Raw genomic sequence first — 18,715 nt, 5'->3', positions numbered from 1 at the left:
GCTGTGCCGCGGGAGCCAAGCGGCCGGTCAGGCCGCGCCGGCGCCTGAGGCAAGAACAAACCAAACCACCTTGCGCAAGCAAGGTGGCCGGCGCGACCGCGCCGCGCGGCTGTGCCGCGGGAGCCAAGCGGCCGAGGAGGCCGCGCCGGCGCCTGAGGCAAGAATACAGAGTTCAACCAGGCCCCCGAGGGCAGTCCAAGAAAGAAGAAGCGCCGGCCCGGTCTCCGTGGCCGGCGTTTCCATGAGCACCGCCGTCCGGCCCGACGGCATCGCCAACGGCGCCGCCTCCCGTCGCCGCTGGAGCGTTCTCTTTCCGATCCCCGGCCGGTATACTGCCGGTCCTGCAACCGTGGCGCACCATGATCCAGACTCCCGCGACTCCTCCCGATGTGACTGCCATTGCCTTCGTCGCCGCCCAGTCGGACCTGGCGCAGGAAGCGCTGATGCGGCTGCGCCACCGCTACGGCCATACGCCGCCGGAGCGGGCGGACATCATCGTGGCGCTGGGCGGCGACGGCTTCATGCTGGAGACGCTGCACCGCTACATGGCCATGAGCCGGCCGATCTACGGCATGAACCGCGGCACCGTCGGGTTCCTCATGAACACCTACGGCGAGGAAGACCTGCCGAAACGGCTGGCGCGGGCGCAGCATGTGGTGCTGCATCCGCTGCGCATGGTGGCCGTCACCTGCGGCGGCGAGACCATCGAGGCGCTGGCCATCAACGAGGTCTCCATGCTGCGCGAGACGCGCCAGGCGGCCAAGCTGCGCATCAGCATCGACGGCAAGGTGCGCCTGCAGGAACTGATCTGCGACGGCGCCCTGGTGTGTACCGCTGCCGGCTCCACCGCCTACAACCTGTCGGCCCATGGCCCGATCCTGCCCATGGGGTCGAACGTCATGGCCCTGACGCCCATCAGCGCCTTCCGCCCGCGGCGGTGGCGCGGCGCCATCCTGCCGCACACGGCGCGGGTGGCGTTCGAGATCCAGGAAAGCAACAAGCGGCCGGTCTCGGCGGTGGCGGACTACACCGAGGTGCGCAAGGTGGCGCGGGTGGAAGTCCACGAGGCGCGGGACGTGCAGCTGACCATGCTGTTCGACCCCGAGCACAATCTGGAGGAACGGATTCTGAGCGAGCAGTTCGCACCATGAAGGCTCCCGACCGTCTGACGGTGGGGGCCTGGGGATTGGCCCTGGCGCTGGGGGGCGCCGGTGGCTGGCTGTTTACCAAGATCGGCACGCCGCTGCCGTGGATGCTTGGCGCGATCTTCTTCAATCTGGCGGCGGCCATGGCGGGCCTGCGGCCGAAGGTGCCGAACCCGCTGCGGCTGGGCATGGTGGCGGTGCTGGGGGTGATGCTCGGCAGCGCCTTCACGCCCGACATTGTCGACCACCTGGGCGACTGGGTGGTGAGCATGGCGGGGCTGTTCGTCTACGTCATCGTCGCCACCAGCGCCGTCATCCTGTTCTTCCGCCGGGTGGTGAAGTTCGGGCCGGTGACGAGCTACTTCTCCGCCGCGCCGGGCGGGCTGACGGAAATGATCATGGTCGGCACCGCCATGGGCGGCGACGAGCGCGCCATCAGCCTGGTGCATTCCATCCGCATCCTCATCACCGTCTTCACCCTGCCGTTCCTCTATCAGCTGTTCGTCGGCTACGAGCGGCCGGAGGGCGGGCTGCCGCCGGCCGATGCCTTCCTGACCGGCACCGACCTCGGCCTGCTGGCGGCCAGCGCCATCCTGGGGGCGGGGGTGGCGCGGCTGTTCCATCTGCCGGCCTTCTTCCTCACCGGCCCCATGCTGGGCAGCGCCGTGGTGCATCTGGCGGAACTGACCGCCGCCCACCCGCCGCCGGTGGTGGTGGCGGTGGCGCAGGTGGTCATTGGCGCCAGCATCGGCAGCCGTTTCGTCGGCGTGCCGCTGAAGTCCATGCGGGATACCTTCTTTGCCGCCCTGGGCTCCACCTCCATCATCCTGGTGGTGGCGGCGGTCTTCTCGGTGGCGGTGCAGGCGATGACCGGCATCCCGTTCTCGTCCCTCATCCTCGCCTTCAGCCCCGGCGGCGTGGCGGAGATGTCGCTGATTGCCATTTCCCTTGGCCGCGACGTCGCCTTCGTCTCCACCCACCATCTGGTCCGCATCATGCTGGTGGTGATGATGGCGCCGCTGGTGTTCAGCCTGCTGCGCAATGCCCTGGCGCCGCCCGGCACGCCGGAGGCTCCCGGTGGCGGTAGCGGCGCCGGGGGCGGCGGCGAGGGCAGCGGCGGCCGGGCCTGAGGTCCGGCGCGCCGCTGCGTCCGCTGTCCGCTGTCAGGCCAGCAGGTTCCAGGCCAGCCCGGCGATGACGGCGCCGGTCAGCGAGAAGGCGATGTAGGCGGCGAACACCGGCAGCCGGGCCAGGGCGAAGACGGCGATGGCGGCCGGAATGCTGGTGACGCCGCCGGCCACCAGGAAGCTCATGGCCGCGCCCGGCGCCATGCCCTGGCCGAGCAGCCCGCCGACCAGCGGCAGGGCGGCATAGCCGTTGAGGTAAGCCGGCACGCCCACCAGCGCCGCCGACAGCACCGGCACCACGCCGCTGCCGCCCACCGCCTGCGCCACCACCTCGGCCGGGACGTAGGCCAGCATCAGGCTTTCCAGCAGGAAGGCGAGGGCGAGCCACTTGCCGAGGAACAGGGCGGTATCGCGGGCGCTGGCGACGAACTGGCTGCGGCGCACGGCATCGCTCCAGAACGCCCACACCACCGGCTTCGGCGCCCGGATCTTGGCCCCGGCGCAGCCGCCGTTGCCGACGCCCGGCCGCAGCGGCTCGGCGAAGGCGGGCAGGCGGGTCAGCAGCAGGGTGCCGAAGCCGCCCAGCAGGCCGATGCCGATGGCCGCCACCGTCTTGGCGATGGCGAAGTCGACGCCGAGGGTGCCGGCGGTCATGACGAACATGGACGGGTCCATGATCGGCGAGGCGAGCCAGAAGGCCATCACCGGCGCCAGCGGTACGCCCAGCGCCAGCAGCGCGGCGATCAGCGGGATGACGCCGCAGGAGCAGAACGGCGACAGCGCCCCCATCAGCGACGCCGCCACCACCATGGGCACCACATGGCCCTGGAAGGCCTTGGCAATCAGGTGCTCCGCCCCGCTCGCCTTGGCATAGGCGGCCACCGCCACCGACAGCAGCAGGAACGGCGCCACGCTGAGCAGGCTTTTTGCCGTGAACCGCAGCGAGTCCGCCGCCTGCTCCGGCAGGGCGAGGGCCAGCGCCGCCGGAATGACCACCAGCGCCGCCAGGGCCGGGTCCACCCTGCCCATCACGCGGCCGAGGCCGGCTGTAAAGGCTGTCATGATCGCAACTCCTTCTCCGCTATTCCTAAGAATTACGGAGAAGATCGGCAAAAAAAGGGGCGCGACGGGCGGCTAGCCGCAGGTGGGCGCGTCGGCGCAGCACTCGGTCAGCAGGAAGCCCATGGTCTCCTTCATCACCGGCAGGTTGGCCCGGCAGATGAGCGTGGTGGCCTGCCGTTCCTGGGTCACCAGGTCGACGGCGATGAGCTTGTGCAGGTGGTGCGACAGGGTGGAGCGGGGAACCCCCGTCCGGTCCTGCAGCGCCATCACCGGCAGCCCGTCGTCGCCGGCCCGCACCAGGATGCGATAGATGGCCAGCCGCGTCTCGTTGCCCAGCGCCTCCAGCCGGCGCGCCGTCTTCTCCATGTCCATGGTCAAGGCATAGCACTCCGCGGCGGCGGCTTCAACGGTATTCTCAAGATATTTGGAATAGCCCGGCTCCGCACCGGGATCAGGCGTGGCCGGCGGTGTCGATCAGGCGGCCGGTGTCGATGCCCATGCGGGTCATGGCCAGGCCCCACTTGCTGTCGTTGTCGTCGCCGAACAGCAGGTCTTCGTCGGGCTGGCAGATCAGCCAGGCATTGTCCTTCAGCTCGCTGTCGAGCTGGCCGGAGCCCCAGCCGGCATAGCCGAGCACCATCAGGCTGTGGCGCGGGCCCTGGCCGGCGGCGATGTCCTTCAGCACCTCGGCGGTGGCGGTCAGCGAGATGTTGGTGTCCACCGGCAGGGTGCCGTCGTCGCGGTAATCGGCGGTGTGCAGCACGAAGCCGCGCGCGGCCTCCACCGGGCCGCCGAAATGGACGCGGATCTGGTCGGTGCGCACGCTCGGGGTGATGCCCATCTGTTCCAGGATGTCGTCGAAGGACAGCTGGTCGATGGTGCGGTTCACGACCAGGCCCATGGCGCCCTCGGCGGTATGCGCGCAGACGTACACCACCGTGCGATGGAAATTGGAGTCCGCCAGCGCCGGCATCGCCACCAGGCATTTGCCGACCAGGTACCCCGAAGTGGAAAGCGTCATCGTCATCCCGAACACTTATGCCGAAGCCGAGCCGACGGCAAGGGGTGCCGCTTCATCCGCCAGTGTATCACTTGGGCGTGAGCCGCTTCACCTCAATCCGGAAAGGCTTGCCCGCGGACCTGTCCATAGTCATATCCTGCCCTCGGCCCACATGCCTAACCTGACCCAGAAGCTGCCGGCCCGGTGGCCGGAGGATCGTCCATGCGCCACACTGCCGCCCGTCTGTTCGTCCTCGTGCTGACCGCCCTGCTGGCCGTCGCCCTGCCGGCGCGGGCGCAGTGGGCCGAGCCCGGCTCGTCCGGCTGGGTGGAAACCGCCGAGGCCGACGTGCGGCTGGTGGCGGCCGAAGGCTCCACCGGCGACCGCGACACCCTCACCCTCGGCCTGCACTTCCGCCTGAAGGACGACTGGAAGGTCTATTGGCGCGATGCCGGCGATGCCGGCTACCCACCGGAAATCGACTGGTCGGGGTCGGAAAACCTGGCCGCCGCCGAGATGGCCTTCCCCGCCCCCCACCGCTTCAGCGTCCTCGGCATCGAGACGGCGGGCTACAAGTCGGAAGTGGTCTATCCCCTGACGGTGCGGCTGGAAGAAGCCGGCCGGCCGCTGCGGGCGCAGGCGTCGGTGGATTACCTCATCTGCGCCGAGATCTGCATTCCCGGCCGCGTCGACCTCGCCCTGGCGCTGCCCGGCGGCCCCGCCGGCCCGACCCAGTTCGCCCACTTGATCGAAAGCTGGAAGGCGCGCGTGCCAGCCTACGGCAGCGGCAACGGCCTGACCGTCACCGAGGCGGTGGTGGAAACCGGCGGCGAGCGCCAGCAACTGCGGGTGACCGTCACCGCCGATCCGCCGGTGCGGGCGCCCGACCTGTTCGTCGAAGGGCCGGACGAGCTGCGCATCGGCCCGCCGCAGGTCACCCTGCAGGATGGCGGCCGCACCGCCGTGCTGCGGGCGGCGGTGCGCGAAGGCACCCTGACCGCCGGCGAGGCGCTGCGCCTGACCATCGTCGACGGCGACCGCGGCCTGCAGTCAGCGGCCGCGCCGGCCGTGGTGGCGGCGCCGCCCGCCGTGGGCGGTGCGCCGGTGCTGGCCGCCATGCTGGGGCTGGCGCTGCTCGGCGGGCTCATCCTCAACATCATGCCCTGCGTGCTGCCGGTGCTCAGCCTGAAGGTGATGGGCGTCGCCCGCCTGGGCGGGGCGGAGCGGCGGACGGTGCGGCTGGCCTTCCTCGCCACCGCCGCCGGCATCGTCGCCACCTTCCTGCTGCTCGCCGCCGGCGCGGTGGCGCTGAAGGCGGCCGGCGCGGCGGTCGGCTGGGGCATCCAGTTCCAGCAGCCGCTGTTCCTTGTCGCCATGATCGTGCTGCTGTCGCTGTTCGCCGCCAACCTGTGGGGCCTGTTCGAGATCCGCCTGCCCGGTGCGGTCGGCGATGTCGCCGTCGCCCACGACCGGCCGCACGGCATGGCCGGGCATTTCGGGTCGGGCGTGTTCGCCACGCTGCTGGCGACGCCGTGCTCGGCGCCCTTCCTCGGTACCGCCATCGGCTTTGCCCTGGCGCGCGGGCCGCTGGAGATCGCCGCCATCTTCGCCGCCCTTGGCATCGGCATGAGCCTGCCCTACCTGCTGGTCGCCGCCGCCCCCGGCATCGCCCGCCTGCTGCCCAGGCCCGGCCGCTGGATGCTGACGGTGAAGACGGTGCTGGGCGGCGCCCTGGCCCTGACGGCGGTGTGGCTGCTGTGGGTGCTGTCGGCGCAGGTGGGGACGCGGGCGGCGGTGGGGGTTGCGGCGCTCATGCTGGCTGCCGTGGCGGTGCTGGCAGCGCGGCGGCGGATCGGCGCGGTGCGCGGACGGCTGGCGGCGGGCGTGGTCGCCGGGCTGGCGGTGGCCGCCTTCACCGCGCCGTGGTGGCCGGCGGCTGGCCGGCCCGATGCGCCGGCCGCCGATGCGGTCACCGCCTGGGCCGCCTTCGACGAGGCCGCCATCGCCACCCTGGTGGGCGACGGCAAGGTGGTGTTCGTGGACGTCACCGCCGACTGGTGCGTCACCTGCAAGGTGAACAAGGCCGCCGTGGTCGACCGCGGCGCCGTCGCCGGCGCCCTCAAGCAGCCGGGCGTGGTGCCCATGCAGGCCGACTGGACCAACCCGGACGAGCGCATCAGCCGCTATCTGCAGTCCTTCGGCCGCTATGGCATTCCCTTCAACGTCGTCTACGGCCCGGCGGCGCCCGAGGGCATCCCGCTGCCCGAACTGCTGACCGAGCGGGCGGTGCTCGACGCCCTGGTGCGGGCCGGCGGCTGACCTGGACAGCGGCACCGCCACCTCCCATGTGAGGGCAGCGTTTGATTCGCTGCAATCCTGATGGAGGACCGTCCATGCCCGTTTCCGCCGGCGACCGCATCCCCGCCATGACCCTCAAGGCGGCCAGCGACGAAGGCCCCAAGGACATCGACACCGGCGCCCTGTTCGGCGGCCGAACGGTGGTGCTGTTCAGCGTTCCCGGCGCCTTCACCCCCACCTGTTCCGCCAAGCACCTGCCGGGCTTCGTCGAGAAGTACGACGCCCTGAAGGCCAAGGGGGTGGACGAAGTGGTGTGCCTGGCCGTCAACGACGCCTTCGTCATGACCGCCTGGGGCCGCATGAACGAATGCCTGGGCAAGATCACCATGCTGGCCGACGGCAACGGCGACTTCACCAAGGCACTCGGCCTCGACATGGACGCCAGCAAGCACGGCATGGGCATCCGCGGCCAGCGCTTCGCCCTCGTCGCCCGCGACGGCGTGGTCGAGCAGGTCTTCGTGGAGGAACCGGGGCAGTACAACGTCTCCAGCGCCGACAACGTCCTCAGCCATCTGTGAGCCGGCGGCGCGGGCGGCCCCTTGCGCCGCCCGCGCCGGCGCGCTAAGCCGGGTCTTCCCACGGGCGGAGACGGGCGGAGAGCGGCCATGACACGAGCAAGGACACGAACGGGCGCGGGCATCCTGGCGGCAACGGCGGCGGCCGCTGTGCTGCTGTCGGCATGCACCCTGCATGATCCGCGCGGCCGCCCCACGCCGGGGGAGAACTTCAACCCCGGCGCCGGCTTCGGCGTGTCGTCGCAATCGCGCACCACCCCCGACATCGCCTCCGCCCCGCGGCTGTTCACCGGCAGCGGCAGCGACGACGGCCAGCTCACCGGCGGCCTCACCCGCGTGCAGCACACGGCACTGCTGAGCGGCTGCGACATGCTGTTCGCCACCCAGCCCGACAAGCGCCGGTCCTGCAAGGGCGGCGACTATGCCTTCGAGCAGGCGCTGCAGGCCGGCTGCGCCGAGCGCCACCGCGACGATGCCGCCCGCCGCCGCCACTGCCTGGCACCGCTGACGGAGTAGGGCGGCGCCGGCGGTTCTCCCCGCTTGGCGGCGGGCGCGAAGATCGGGCATCATCCGAAACCCGTCTGCGCACGCACAACAAGATCAAGGGAGAGCCGTCCGTGTCCGTCAAGCTGTGGGAACCGTCGCCCGAGCGCATCGCCCGCGCCAACCTCACCCGCTTCATGCAGGCCGCCGCGCCGGTGGCCGGGCGCCGGTTCAGCGACTACGAGTCGATCCGCGCCTGGTCGGTGGAGGAGCCGGAAGCCTTCTGGCGGCTGGTGTGGGACTTCTGCGGCGTGGTCGGCGAGCCCGGCGACGTGGTGGTGGACGACATCCGCACGCTGCCCGGCGCCAAATGGTTTCCCAATGGCCGCATCAACTACGCCGCCAACCTGCTGAAGGACCGCCCGGCCGAGACCGAGGTGATCGTCTTCCGTGGCGAGGACAAGGTGCAGCGCCGCCTGACCTTCGCCGAGCTGCGGGCGGAGGTGTCGCGCTTCCAGCAGGCGCTGGTGGCGATGGGCGTCGGCAAGGGCGACCGGGTGGCCGGCTACATGCCCAACATGCCGGAAACCATCATCGCCATGCTGGCCGCCACGGCGCTGGGCGCCATCTGGTCGTCGGCATCGCCCGATTTCGGCGTGCAGGGGGTGCTCGACCGTTTCGGCCAGATCGAGCCCAAGGTGCTGGTCGCCTGCGACGGCTATTTCTACAACGGCAAGTCCCACGACTGCCTGGAGAAGCTGACCGCCATCGTCGACCGCATGCCGACCGTGCAGACGGTGGTGGTGGTTCCCTACACCCGCGCCGAGCCCGACGTGGCGGCGGTGCGCGGGGCGGTGACGTGGCCGCAGTTCGTCGCCGGCCACGCCGAGCAGCCGGTGCGGTTCGAGCCGCTGCCCTTCGACCACCCGCTGTTCATCATGTTCTCCTCGGGCACCACCGGGGCGCCCAAGTGCATCGTCCACGGCCACGGCGGCACCATCCTGCAGCAGCTGAAGGAACACGTGCTGCATTGTGACGAGAAGCCGGGCGACCGCGTGTTCTACTTCACCACCTGCGGCTGGATGATGTGGAACTGGCTGGTCGCCGCGCTGGCGGCGCAAACCACGCTGCTGCTTTACGACGGCTCGCCGTTCTATCCGTCGGGCAACGTGCTGTTCGATTATGCCGATGCGGAAGGCATGACCCTGTTCGGCACCTCCGCCAAGTGGATCGACGCGGTGAAGAAGGCGGGGCTGGAGCCCATCCGCAGCCACCGCCTGACGACGGTGCGGACCCTGACCTCCACCGGTTCGCCGCTGGCGCCGGAAAGCTTCGATTTCGTCTACCAGGGCATCAAGGAGGACGTGCAGCTGGCCTCCATCTCCGGCGGCACCGACATCCTGTCGTGCTTCATGCTCGGCAACCCCATCAGCCCGGTCTACCGCGGCGAGATCCAGTGCCGCGGCCTCGGCATGGCGGTGGAGGTGTTCGACGACGACGGCACGCCGGTGCAGGGCCAGAAGGGCGAGCTGGTCTGCACCAAGGCCTTCCCGTCGGTGCCGGTGGGCTTCTGGAACGACCCCGACGGCGCCAAGTTCCACGCCGCCTATTTCGACAAGTACCCCAACACCTGGACCCACGGCGACTGGGTGGAACTGACCGAAACCGGCGGCATCATCGTCTACGGCCGCTCCGACGCCACCCTCAACCCCGGCGGCGTGCGCATCGGCACGGCGGAGATCTATCGCCAGGTGGAAAAGCTGCCGGAGGTGATCGAGGCGCTGGTCATCGGCCAGGACTGGGACAACGACGTCCGCGTGGTGCTGTTCGTCCGCCTGCGCGACGGCGTGGACCTGACCGACGAGCTTCAGGCCGCCATCCGCAAGGCCATCCGCGAGGGCGCCACGCCGCGCCACGTGCCGGCCAAGATCATCAAGGTGGACGACATTCCGCGCACCAAGTCGGGCAAGATCGTCGAACTGGCGGTGCGCGACGTGGTCCACGGCCGGGCGGTGAAGAACAAGGAAGCGCTCGCCAACCCGGAAGCGCTGGACCTGTTCGCCGACGTCGCCGACCTGCAGGTCTGAGTTCGACGAACTGGGCGGCGCGGATCAGTCCTCGCCGCCCACCTCGCGCCGCACGCCCCAGTCGGCCAGCACCGCGTTCAGCTCCGCCAGCACGAAGAAGCGGGCCGAGTCGGCGTCGTAGCCGTCGGCCAGCAGGGCGTCGTATTCGGTGAAGACGTGGCGGGCATAGGCGACCAGCGACAGCCACGCCGCCGTCTGCGGCGCCGCCTTGCGCAGGCCGGGGCTGTCGAGGGCATGGTCGAGCACCGCCGTCCGCTCGTGGCGGGGCAGGCGGGGCGCCAGGGCGTCGAGGGCGCGCCCGATGGCCTCGCGCCGGCCGCTCACAGGATCGCCCACAGCAGCGGCAGCAGGGCGGCGGTCAGCAGCCCGTTCAGCCCCATGGCGAGGCCGGCGAAGGCGCCCGCCACCTCGCTGGTCTGGATGGCGCGGGCGGTGCCGATGCCGTGACTGGCAACGCCGAGGGCGAGGCCCAGCGCCCGGTCGTCGTGCACCCGCACCAGCCGCAGCAGCGCCGGCCCCAGCACCGCGCCCACGATCCCCGACAGGATCACCAGCACCGCCGTCAGTGACGGCAGGCCGCCGAGTCGCTCCGCGATGCCCATGGCGATGGGGGTGGTGACCGACTTGGGCGCCAGCGACACTACCGTCTCGCCGCTCGCCCCCAGCACCCAGCCGAGCGCCACGGCGCTGCCGGCGGCGGTGAGCGAGCCCGCCACCAGCGCCGCCGCCAGCGCCGACAGCGACCGCCGCACCTGGGCCAGTTGGTTATAAAGCGGCACCGCCAGCGCCACCGTCGCCGGGCCGAGCAGGAAGTGGACGAACTGCGCCCCCTCGAAATAGGTGCGGTACTCCACCCCGGTGACGGTCAGCAGGCCGACGATCAGCAGCACCGCCGTCAGCACCGGGTTGAGCAGCGGCGTGCGGCCCAGGCGCTCGAACAGCGCCAGGCCGATCTGGTAGGCGACCAGGGTGATGAACAGGCCGGTCAGCGGCTCCGCCGCCAGATAGACCCAGATGCCGTAGAGGTCGGCGCCGACGTCGGTCATGCCCCGTCCCCGTCCGTATGGTGGGAGCGACGGCGCAGGGCCGCCTGCATGATCGCGCCGGTGACGACGATGGTGAGGAGCGTCGAAACCACCAGCGCCACGGTCAGCGGCAGCCACTCCTCCGCCAGCCGCGGCAGGTGGACCATCACCCCGACTCCGGCGGGCACGAACAGCAGCGACAGGTGCCGCAACAGGCCGGCGGCGGTGTCACGCACGGCCTCGGGCGTCTCCGCCTTGTAAAGTAATCCTCTGAGAACAAGAGCAAGGAAAAGCAATGCCATTCCGACCACGGGGCCCGGCACTGGAACCTCCGTCAGGCGGACTAGTACTTCTCCGAGCAACTGGCATCCGAGAAGAAGCGTTATGACCGGCAGTGCCATGCGGAGCACCCTCGTTACGGTTTGAGGTGTGGCCAGAATGCGCGAGAAGGCACTGAATCCTATGATTTTTGTTGATCGCGGACAGCATTTTTAACCTGCTGCGTTGCAGCAAACGTTTTTGCGATGCACAATCGCACCCATATACCAGAGAGGACGCATGTGACGGTGGTCCGTTCCGTCGGCCAGTCGGGCTGACGGTCCGCGCGGGTGAACGCGCGGCGGGGACGGCGGGCGGACCAGCAGGCTGCGAGGTGAATGCTACGATGAAACGACTGTTGACCGTGCTGGTGGCGATGATGCTGCTCATCGCCCCGGCAACCGGGAACGCGTTTTCGGTCGAGGTGCCGGAAGACATTTCCCTGCCGTCGGAAGGCCTGGCGGGCTCGCGCGACGAGCTGATCTGCCTCGCCCTCAACGACTACTTCGAGGCCCGCGGCGAGTCGCTGCGCGGTCGCGTGGCGGTGGCCCACGTGGTGCTGAACCGCGCCCGCGACAAGCGTTTCCCGCGTGACCTGTGCAAGGTCATCACCCAGAACCTGTCGTCGGAACAGCACCTGTGCCAGTTCTCCTGGACCTGCAACGGCCTGCCCAACCAGCCGGATGACCAGCAGAGCTGGCGCCAGTCGCTGCTGCTGGCGGTGGCGATGCTGCGCATGACCAGCGGCATTGACGACCCCACGGGCGGCGCCCTGTGGTACCATGCCGACTATGTTCGCCCCGACTGGGCCGACCGCCTGCAGGAAACCGCGCGCATCGGCCGTCATCACTTCTACAGCGACAAGCCGACCTTCGACGATGGCGAGGTGCCGGCGACGGAGGGGGTGGAAATGGCCTCGTTCGGGCCGCTGCTGCCCTCCGGCCGCCCGTCGGCGCCGCCGCTGACCTTCGCGGAATGGGTTGAAATGACGAGCGGGGCGGAACAGATTGCGCAGCGTTGAGTTCAACGCAGACGCTTCTCCGACCGAAAGCAGTGAACACATGGCTCTACGCATCGCGGTACTCGGCGCCTCCGGCAATGTCGGGCGCGAACTCCTTCACGTTCTGGCGGAGCGCGGCGTCCGCGCCGGCGACGTGACCGCCCTGGGCGGCGGCCGTACCGTCGGCAGCCAGCTGTCGTTCGGCGAGGATGACGTGCTCGACGTCGACGACCTGGAGCGCTTCGATTTCGCCGGCACCGACATCGTCTACTGCGCCCTGCCGGAGCGCGAGGCCCGCAAGCCGGTGGAGCGCGCCATTGCCGCCGGGGCGGCGGCGGTGGACCTGTCGGGCGCCTTCCGCCTCGACCCGGCGGTGCCGCTGGTGGCCGCCGACGTCAACCCGAAGGCGCTGGACAAGCTGGGCGACGGCCGCATCGTCGCCACCCCGCGCACCATGACCCTGATGCTGGCCCAGGCGCTTGGCCCCATCCACGATGCCTTCAGCGTCCTGCGCTGCGTCGTCACCACCTTCCAGTCGGTGTCGGCCTACGGTCGCGGCGCCATGGACGAGCTGTTCAACCAGACCCGCGGCATCTTCGTGAACGAGCCGATCACGTCGAACCAGGCGGAGTTCAGCAAGCAGATCGCCTTCAACGTGCTGCCGGCCGCTGGCGGCTTCGAGAAGGGCGGCGCCACCAGCGAGGAACAGGTGGTGACGCAGGAGATCTTCAAGATGTTCGGCGCCGACCTTGCCTGCCACGTCAATGCGGCGGTGGTGCCGGTGTTCGTCGGCCATGGCGCCTTCGTCAACGTCGAGTGCGAGGAGGGCTTCAACGAGGACCAGCTGCGCGCCGAATGGCGCAAGGCGGAGGCCATCTCGGTGGTCGACTACCGCGAGGAACACGGCTACGTCACCCCGGCCGAGACCCACGGCGAGGACGGTCTGTTCATCAGCCGCGTGCGCGCCGATACCTCCGCCGACAATGCCGCCAGCTTCTGGATGGCCGGCGACAATCTGCGCCGCCAGGCCATCAACGCCGCCCAGGTGGGCGAACTGCTGGCCGCCCGGCTGCACGGCCAGGGCTGACGGGGGGAGGGAAGGCATCATGCATGTGCTGCAGTCCTGGGTGCGGGTGTTCTGCGACGCCCGCGCCCTTGATGACGTAGTCGACTTCTACCGCGGCCTGACCGGCGGCGAGGTCACCCTGCGGTATGGGTACAAGGAACAGAAGGTGCGCATGGCCGGGGTCCGCTCGCCGGCCCTGTCGGTGCTGGTGGTGGCCGGCGAGCCGGCCGCCCGCCGGCCCTTCGAGGCCATCGCCCTGACGCTGGAGGTGGACGATCTCGACGCCGTGAAGAAGGCCTTCACCTACATCGGCGGCGAGGTGATGGAGGAAAAGACCACCGAAGCCGGCACCCGCACCCTGTTCGTGAAGCATCCCGACGGCCTGCTGGCGGAATACGTGCCGCACCAGCCGCCGCGGCGGGCAGCGGCCGAAGGCCAGGGGTAGGGCGGAGGCATGACGAGGGGCGGGGCGGCGCGCTGCCGCCCCTCAGTCCAGCACCAGCACGCTCACCAGCACGCCGATCCCGAACAGCACCAGCACCACGCCCGAGCCGCGGTTGAGCCACAGCAGCCAGACTTCGGAAAAGCGGTGGCGGACAGCGCCGGCGAGCGTGCTCAGCACCCCCCACCACAGGGCGGAGCCGACGAAGACGCCGCTGATCAGCAGCGTCGCATCCATGGTGTCGTCGGTCACCTGCACCGCCCCCATGGCGGCGAACACCGCCATGAAGGCCAGGATGGTCGCCGGGTTGGTGAGGGTGAGCACGAACGACGAGGTGAAGTCGCGCATCAGGCCGAGCTTCGCCTTCGGCGTCTGCCACAGGGTCGGCCGCAGGCGGGCGGTGTGGATGCCGAGCAGGATGAGGAAGGCGCCGCCCACCAGCGACAGGGCGACGCGGTGCTCCATCAGGAAGTCGGAAATCAGCGTCAGGCCGAGCCCGGCGACGGCGCCGTAGAAGGTGTCGGCGACGGCGGCGCCCAGGCCGGCGATCCAGGCGGCGAAGCGGCCGTCGGCCAGCGCCCGGCGGATGCACAGCAGGCCCACCGGCCCGACCGGCGCGGCAATGGCGAAGCCGACGGCGACGCCGCGCAGAAACAGATAGTCCATGCCTTCCGTCGCCGTGCCTTCCGTGGATAGGAGGGGTGAGGGTGCGCGCGTGGGCGCGACCTTACCCCTATCTGTGGCCCGGCGCGACTATTTCGACCCCCGCCGGTCCAGGGTCGCGCTGTCGTGGCCGCCGGCGCCGCCGTCGATGTCGCCGGTGAAGTAGTAGCGGTCGATCATCTCCTGCGACATTTCGGTCTCCCGCGGCTCCAGGCCGGCGAAGGGATGCGGCCCGCTGCTGCGGCGGTCGGGGCCGCGGTAGGCGGGGTCTTCCTTGCGGCGGCGGTCGGGCCCGAAATAGGTCTTGGTGCGCACGTAGCGGCGCGGCCGTTCGATCACCGCCCGCATGCGGCTGAACAGGCCGGCGGCGGAATAGGGCTTCACCAGGTACTCGTTGACGCCGGCATCGCGCGCCGCCAGCACGTGGAAGCGGGTGGCGTGGGCCGAGATCATGATGACCGGCAGGAAGGGGTTGGGACTGTCGGCGGCGGTGCGGATCAGGCGGGTGAACTCGATGCCGTCCAGGTGCGGCAGATCCCAGTCGATGAACACCAGGTCGGGCGGCCGCTGGTGGGTGACTTCCAGCGCCTCGGCGCCGTCCTTGGCCTCCCGCACGTCGGCCACCGTCAGCGCCCGCAAGGTGGTGCGCATGAGCTGCCGGGAGAAGGTGTTGTCCTCCGCCACCAGCACGCTCACCCCGGACAGGTCGAGCCCCGCCATCTTGCCGTCGTCTCCTTCCCCCTCGCCGCCGCGCCGCCCGGTCAGGCGCCGCCGCCGGCGTCCTGCCGCCAGGCCATCTCGACCCGGTTGCGGCCGCCGTGCTTGGCGGCATAGAGCGCCCCGTCGGCGGCCTTGATGATGCGTTCGTAATCGGGGTGGCCGTCGTGCAGGGCGGCCCCCACCGACACGGTGATCGGCAGCACCCCGCCATCGGCCAGCGCCACCGGATGGGCGGCCACGGCGGCGCGGATCTGCTCCGCCTTGGCTGCCAGGGCGCCGGCGTCCATCTCGGCCAGCAGCACCAGGAATTCCTCGCCGCCGTAGCGGAACACGAAGTCGCCGGCCCGCACCTGACCCATCAGCTGTTCCGACAGCAGCGTCAGCACGCGGTCGCCGGTGTCGTGGCCGTGGCGGTCGTTGATCTGCTTGAAGTGGTCGGCATCCACCAGCAGCACGCCGAAGGGCTTGCCGTGGCGCAGGCTCATGGCCACCTCGCGCTGGAAGATGGCCGGCATGAAGCGGCGGGTGAGCAGCCGCGTCAGGCTGTCGCGGCCGCCTTCCATCTCCATGGCGCGGGCGGTGATGGAGCCGAGCAGGTAGGCGATTTCCGTCACGTCGCGGTCAAGCTGGCGCACGAAGGCGGCCCCCACGGCCTCGCCGCCGGCGGCCAGGGCGTCGTGGACCCGCCGCGTCACCTCGCCGACCCGGGCGCGCAGGGCATCCAGCTCCGGCGCCGCGCCGAAGGTGAGGTCGGCCTTGTGGTTGAGCCACAGGCCGAAGTCGCTGGCCTCCAGCGACGGCACCGCCGGCGGGGCGTCGCCGCGCTCGTAGAGGCCGACCACCACCGTGCGCAGCCAGTCGAACAACGATGCCTTCAGCCGCTCGCTCTCGACGGCCAGGCTCTGGCCGGACATGAACATCTTCAGCGACTGCTGGTGCCGCACGTTGCCGACCAGATCGCCGATGTAGGCCTCGTGCATGGTGTCGGTAAGGGTGTCGAGCAGATCGCCCAGGAACAGCACCGCATCGGCCGCCATGGCCGCCGGCAGGGTGCCTTCCGCCATCAGCCGGCGGGTCAGGTCGCGCTTGATCACCCGCATGCCGGCGGGGATCAGGGTCAGCGGGATGTTGATGCGGGCATGGACGCTGCCGACATGGTAGTTCTGCGCCACCAGCGCCCGCACGTCGTTCTCGCCGGCCAGCGAGAACACGGTCCGCAGCCAGCGCGCCATGGACCCGCGCAGGCGGGTGCTGACCAGATCGTGGCTGAGGAAGGGCGCGGCGGCCGGATCGGCCATCAGGGTGTCGTAGAACACCGCCGCCAGCGCATCGGCGTCGCGCCCGGCGATGGAAGCCACCCGGCCGCGCATGACCGGATCGGCCGCCCGCCAGATGGACCACAGGCTTTCGACGGTACGCGCCGTGACGGCATCGATGCGGGAACTGGCTGCTGTCATCACCGGCTCTGGCTTCTACCTCTTCGGAGGAACCCTAGCCGAAAGATCGTCTTCTTGTAAGGGTTTTAAAGAAAATGCCAGCTATTGCGCCAGCGCGTGGCAGCGGTAGCGGCGGCCCGGCTCGGCCAGGGCGTCCTGGGCGTCGATCAGGCACAGTTCGCGGGCGCCGGCCCGGTCGGTGGCCTCGAACACCGTGAACAGGGCGTTCACCGCCAGTTCCAGCGCCGCCGGCACGCTGCGGCACTTGAGGTAGTGGCCGAGGAACAGGGCGGCGAAGGCATCACCCGACCCGGTGGGCGGGTGGCTGAGGCGGATGCGCGGGGTGCCGATGAGCCAGGCGCCCTTGGCGGTGCGGGCCAGCACCTCGATGCGGTCGGGGTCGCCGTCGTCGCGCCGGACGGAGGTCACCAGCACCACCCCCGGGCCGCGCCGGCGCAGCGAGTCGGCGGCGGCGATGATCTGCGGCAGGGCGGCGCAGGGCTGGCCGGTCAGCAGCTCCAGCTCGAACTGGTTGGGGGTGGTGATGTCGGCATGGGGCACCACCGCCGCCCGCATCAGGTCTGGGATGTCCGGCTTCACGTACAGACCGCCGGGGCCGCCGGTGGCGTCGTGGTCGCCCATCACCGGGTCGCAGCAATAAAGCGCGCGGGAGTTGGCGGCGCGGGCGGCGGCGGCCGCTTCCACCACCGCATGGCCGATGGCGGCGTCGCCCAGGTAGCCGGACAGCACGGCATCGCAGCGCGGCAGCACGCCGCGCTCGCCGATGCCGGTCACCGTCTCGCGCACCAGATCGGCCCCCAGCACCGTGCCGCGCACCGTGTCATAGCCGGTATGGTTGGAGAAATGGACGGTGTGAACCGGCCACACCTCGTTGCCGAGGCGCTGCAGCGGAAACACCGCCGCCGAGTTGCCGACGTGGCCGTAGGCGACATGCGACTGGATGGAGAGAATCGCCACGAGTGGCTCCTTCCCGGGGCTCGAAAGGGCGGGGATGAGGGGCCGATCATAGCCCCGGCGCCTTCGCCCGCAACGGCCATTTCCCCTACGGCCGTTGCGGACGGTTGGGCGACCGTTCCGATTATGACCTTATGCGCCGTCATTTCTGTTCGAATGTTTCAAAGACCGCTTGTCGCCGCCGGGCGTGTCGGCTAGGTTGCGGCGCAGCATCACAAACCGCCGAATCGTCCGAGAAAGGGAGACCACATCCCATGGCTACCGTGTCCCGCCCGCGCCGCAGCGTGCTCTACATGCCGGGCTCCAACACCCGCGCGCTGGAAAAGGCGCGCACCCTGGCCGCCGACGGCCTGATCCTCGACCTGGAAGACGCGGTGGCGCCCGATGCCAAGGTGGAGGCCCGCGCCAACGTGGTGGCCGCCGCCGGCTCCTACGGCCAGCGCGAGGTGCTGATCCGCGTCAACGGCCTCAACACCGCCTGGGGCCACGACGACATCGCCGCCGCCGCCGCCTCCGACGCCCATGGCATCCTGCTGCCCAAGGTGGAAAGCGCCGACGCCGTGCGCATGGCCGAGGCCATCATGGTCAACGCCGGCGCCCGCCCCGACATGGCCATCTGGTGCATGATGGAAACGCCGCTCGGCATCCTGCACGCCGAGGAGATCGCGGCGGCCAGCCCGCGCATGGGCGGCTTCGTCATGGGCACGTCCGACCTCGCCAAGGACCTGCATGCCGAACACACCGCCATGCGGCTGCCGTTCGTCACCTCGCTCGGCCTGTGCATGCTGGCGGCGCGGGCCTACGGCCTTGCCATCCTCGACGGCGTGTACCTGAACCTGACCGATGACGAGGGCTTCGCCGCCGCCTGCGCCCAGGGCCGCGAGTTCGGCTTCGACGGCAAGACGCTGATCCACCCGAAGACCATCGACGCCGCCAACACCGCCTTCGCCCCGTCGGAGGCCGAGGTGGCGTGGTCGCGCAAGATCATCGACGCCCACGCCGCCGCCACGGCCGAGGGCAAGGGCGTGGTGGTGGTCGACGGCAAGCTGGTGGAGAACCTGCACGTCGTCAACGCCAGGCGCCTGGTGGCGCTGGCCGACCAGATCGAGACGCTGAAGGCGGACATGGCGGGGTAACGCCCCCGCCGCTCCACATTGATCAACCACCAAGGCACCAAGGCACCAAGAAGCCGCCGCAAGCGTCACCGCCCGGAGTCGTGCCGGCCGTGACGGGAGATTGCTTCTTGGTGTCTTTGTGTCTTGGTGGTTCCCATTCACGCACGTCGCGACGGGA

At 70.3% G+C, this 18,715-nt stretch carries 20 protein-coding genes; 10 read left to right on the top strand and 10 right to left on the bottom strand.

The features are described 5' to 3' along the window. Positions 1–359: 359 nt before the first annotated feature. Together ABD056_RS06520 and ABD056_RS06515 are read left to right on the top strand one after the other, a co-directional pair. Positions 360–1,151, top strand: coding sequence for an NAD kinase (locus ABD056_RS06520; RefSeq protein ID WP_343865559.1), 792 nt, complete (start codon positions 360–362; stop codon positions 1,149–1,151). Next, positions 1,148–2,275: an AbrB family transcriptional regulator gene (locus tag ABD056_RS06515; RefSeq protein ID WP_343865557.1), complete on the top strand. Its 1,128-nt coding sequence runs from the start codon at positions 1,148–1,150 to the stop codon at positions 2,273–2,275. Before ABD056_RS06520 ends, ABD056_RS06515 begins: the two co-directional genes overlap by 4 nt. 33 nt (positions 2,276–2,308) lie before the next feature. Here the strand turns inward: ABD056_RS06515 and ABD056_RS06510 are convergent, their stop codons facing one another. The 3 genes from ABD056_RS06510 to ABD056_RS06500 all read right to left on the bottom strand — a co-directional run bounded on the left by ABD056_RS06510 (position 2,309) and on the right by ABD056_RS06500 (position 4,355). Next, on the bottom strand, positions 2,309–3,334 hold the full coding sequence (locus ABD056_RS06510; RefSeq protein WP_343865555.1) for a permease: 1,026 nt from the start codon (positions 3,332–3,334) through the stop codon (positions 2,309–2,311). Positions 3,335–3,406: 72 nt separating this feature from the next. Continuing rightward, a complete protein-coding gene (locus ABD056_RS06505; protein WP_343865570.1) occupies positions 3,407–3,706 on the bottom strand; it encodes an ArsR/SmtB family transcription factor in 300 nt (99 codons plus the stop codon). 79 nt (positions 3,707–3,785) lie between these two features. Beyond that, positions 3,786–4,355 (bottom strand): YqgE/AlgH family protein, encoded by a 570-nt coding sequence (locus ABD056_RS06500; protein ID WP_343865553.1) that lies wholly within the window; start codon positions 4,353–4,355, stop codon positions 3,786–3,788. Positions 4,356–4,556: 201 nt separating this feature from the next. Between ABD056_RS06500 and ABD056_RS06495 the strand changes: the two genes are divergently transcribed. The 4 genes from ABD056_RS06495 to ABD056_RS06480 all read left to right on the top strand — a co-directional run bounded on the left by ABD056_RS06495 (position 4,557) and on the right by ABD056_RS06480 (position 9,777). Then, positions 4,557–6,653: a protein-disulfide reductase DsbD family protein gene (locus tag ABD056_RS06495; protein WP_343865551.1), complete on the top strand. Its 2,097-nt coding sequence runs from the start codon at positions 4,557–4,559 to the stop codon at positions 6,651–6,653. Positions 6,654–6,727: 74 nt separating this feature from the next. Continuing rightward, positions 6,728–7,210, top strand: a complete 483-nt coding sequence (locus tag ABD056_RS06490; RefSeq protein WP_343865549.1) for a peroxiredoxin — start codon at positions 6,728–6,730, stop codon at positions 7,208–7,210. A gap of 87 nt (positions 7,211–7,297) precedes the next feature. Continuing rightward, positions 7,298–7,723, top strand: coding sequence for a hypothetical protein (locus tag ABD056_RS06485; RefSeq protein WP_343865547.1), 426 nt, complete (start codon positions 7,298–7,300; stop codon positions 7,721–7,723). 101 nt (positions 7,724–7,824) lie between these two features. Beyond that, complete coding sequence (locus ABD056_RS06480; protein ID WP_343865545.1) at positions 7,825–9,777, top strand: acetoacetate--CoA ligase; 1,953 nt, start codon at positions 7,825–7,827, stop codon at positions 9,775–9,777. A 24-nt stretch (positions 9,778–9,801) separates the two neighbouring features. Here the strand turns inward: ABD056_RS06480 and ABD056_RS06475 are convergent, their stop codons facing one another. Genes ABD056_RS06475 through ABD056_RS06465 form a run of 3 tightly spaced genes read right to left on the bottom strand, consistent with a single transcriptional unit; the run spans position 9,802 to position 11,203 of the window. Further along, the gene (locus ABD056_RS06475) at positions 9,802–10,101 is read right to left on the bottom strand and encodes a DUF2293 domain-containing protein (RefSeq protein WP_343865543.1); all 300 of its coding nucleotides are present in this window, start codon (positions 10,099–10,101) and stop codon (positions 9,802–9,804) included. Further along, on the bottom strand, positions 10,098–10,823 hold the full coding sequence (locus ABD056_RS06470; RefSeq protein WP_343865541.1) for an LrgB family protein: 726 nt from the start codon (positions 10,821–10,823) through the stop codon (positions 10,098–10,100). Before ABD056_RS06470 ends, ABD056_RS06475 begins: the two co-directional genes overlap by 4 nt. After that, complete coding sequence (locus tag ABD056_RS06465; protein ID WP_343865539.1) at positions 10,820–11,203, bottom strand: CidA/LrgA family protein; 384 nt, start codon at positions 11,201–11,203, stop codon at positions 10,820–10,822. Before ABD056_RS06465 ends, ABD056_RS06470 begins: the two co-directional genes overlap by 4 nt. A gap of 263 nt (positions 11,204–11,466) precedes the next feature. On the opposite strand from ABD056_RS06465, the gene ABD056_RS06460 reads away from it, so the two are divergent. Genes ABD056_RS06460 through ABD056_RS06450 form a run of 3 tightly spaced genes read left to right on the top strand, consistent with a single transcriptional unit; the run spans position 11,467 to position 13,631 of the window. Continuing rightward, positions 11,467–12,141 carry a cell wall hydrolase gene (locus tag ABD056_RS06460; RefSeq protein WP_343865537.1) on the top strand — a complete coding sequence of 225 codons (675 nt, stop codon included), beginning with the start codon at positions 11,467–11,469 and terminating at the stop codon, positions 12,139–12,141. A gap of 40 nt (positions 12,142–12,181) precedes the next feature. Then, the gene (locus ABD056_RS06455; protein ID WP_343865535.1) at positions 12,182–13,207 is read left to right on the top strand and encodes an aspartate-semialdehyde dehydrogenase; all 1,026 of its coding nucleotides are present in this window, start codon (positions 12,182–12,184) and stop codon (positions 13,205–13,207) included. A gap of 19 nt (positions 13,208–13,226) precedes the next feature. Next, positions 13,227–13,631 carry a VOC family protein gene (locus tag ABD056_RS06450; RefSeq protein WP_343865533.1) on the top strand — a complete coding sequence of 135 codons (405 nt, stop codon included), beginning with the start codon at positions 13,227–13,229 and terminating at the stop codon, positions 13,629–13,631. A gap of 42 nt (positions 13,632–13,673) precedes the next feature. Here the strand turns inward: ABD056_RS06450 and ABD056_RS06445 are convergent, their stop codons facing one another. The 4 genes from ABD056_RS06445 to pdxY all read right to left on the bottom strand — a co-directional run bounded on the left by ABD056_RS06445 (position 13,674) and on the right by pdxY (position 17,425). Beyond that, complete coding sequence (locus ABD056_RS06445; RefSeq protein ID WP_343865531.1) at positions 13,674–14,294, bottom strand: LysE family translocator; 621 nt, start codon at positions 14,292–14,294, stop codon at positions 13,674–13,676. 87 nt (positions 14,295–14,381) lie between these two features. Further along, positions 14,382–15,011: a response regulator gene (locus ABD056_RS06440; RefSeq protein WP_343865529.1), complete on the bottom strand. Its 630-nt coding sequence runs from the start codon at positions 15,009–15,011 to the stop codon at positions 14,382–14,384. 41 nt (positions 15,012–15,052) lie between these two features. Then, a complete protein-coding gene (locus tag ABD056_RS06435) occupies positions 15,053–16,468 on the bottom strand; it encodes a diguanylate cyclase (RefSeq protein ID WP_343865527.1) in 1,416 nt (471 codons plus the stop codon). 81 nt (positions 16,469–16,549) lie between these two features. Further along, the gene (pdxY, locus tag ABD056_RS06430; RefSeq protein ID WP_343865525.1) at positions 16,550–17,425 is read right to left on the bottom strand and encodes a pyridoxal kinase PdxY; all 876 of its coding nucleotides are present in this window, start codon (positions 17,423–17,425) and stop codon (positions 16,550–16,552) included. A 251-nt stretch (positions 17,426–17,676) separates the two neighbouring features. Between pdxY and ABD056_RS06425 the strand changes: the two genes are divergently transcribed. Beyond that, positions 17,677–18,558, top strand: coding sequence for an HpcH/HpaI aldolase/citrate lyase family protein (locus ABD056_RS06425; protein WP_343865523.1), 882 nt, complete (start codon positions 17,677–17,679; stop codon positions 18,556–18,558). Positions 18,559–18,715: the final 157 nt, after the last annotated feature.

This window comes from Caenispirillum bisanense (assembly GCF_039523075.1).
GTDB classification, from domain to species: domain Bacteria; phylum Pseudomonadota; class Alphaproteobacteria; order Rhodospirillales; family Rhodospirillaceae; genus Caenispirillum; species Caenispirillum bisanense.
Note: the sequence above shows the minus strand (reverse complement) of the source record. Positions and strands in the feature narration are given on the sequence as shown.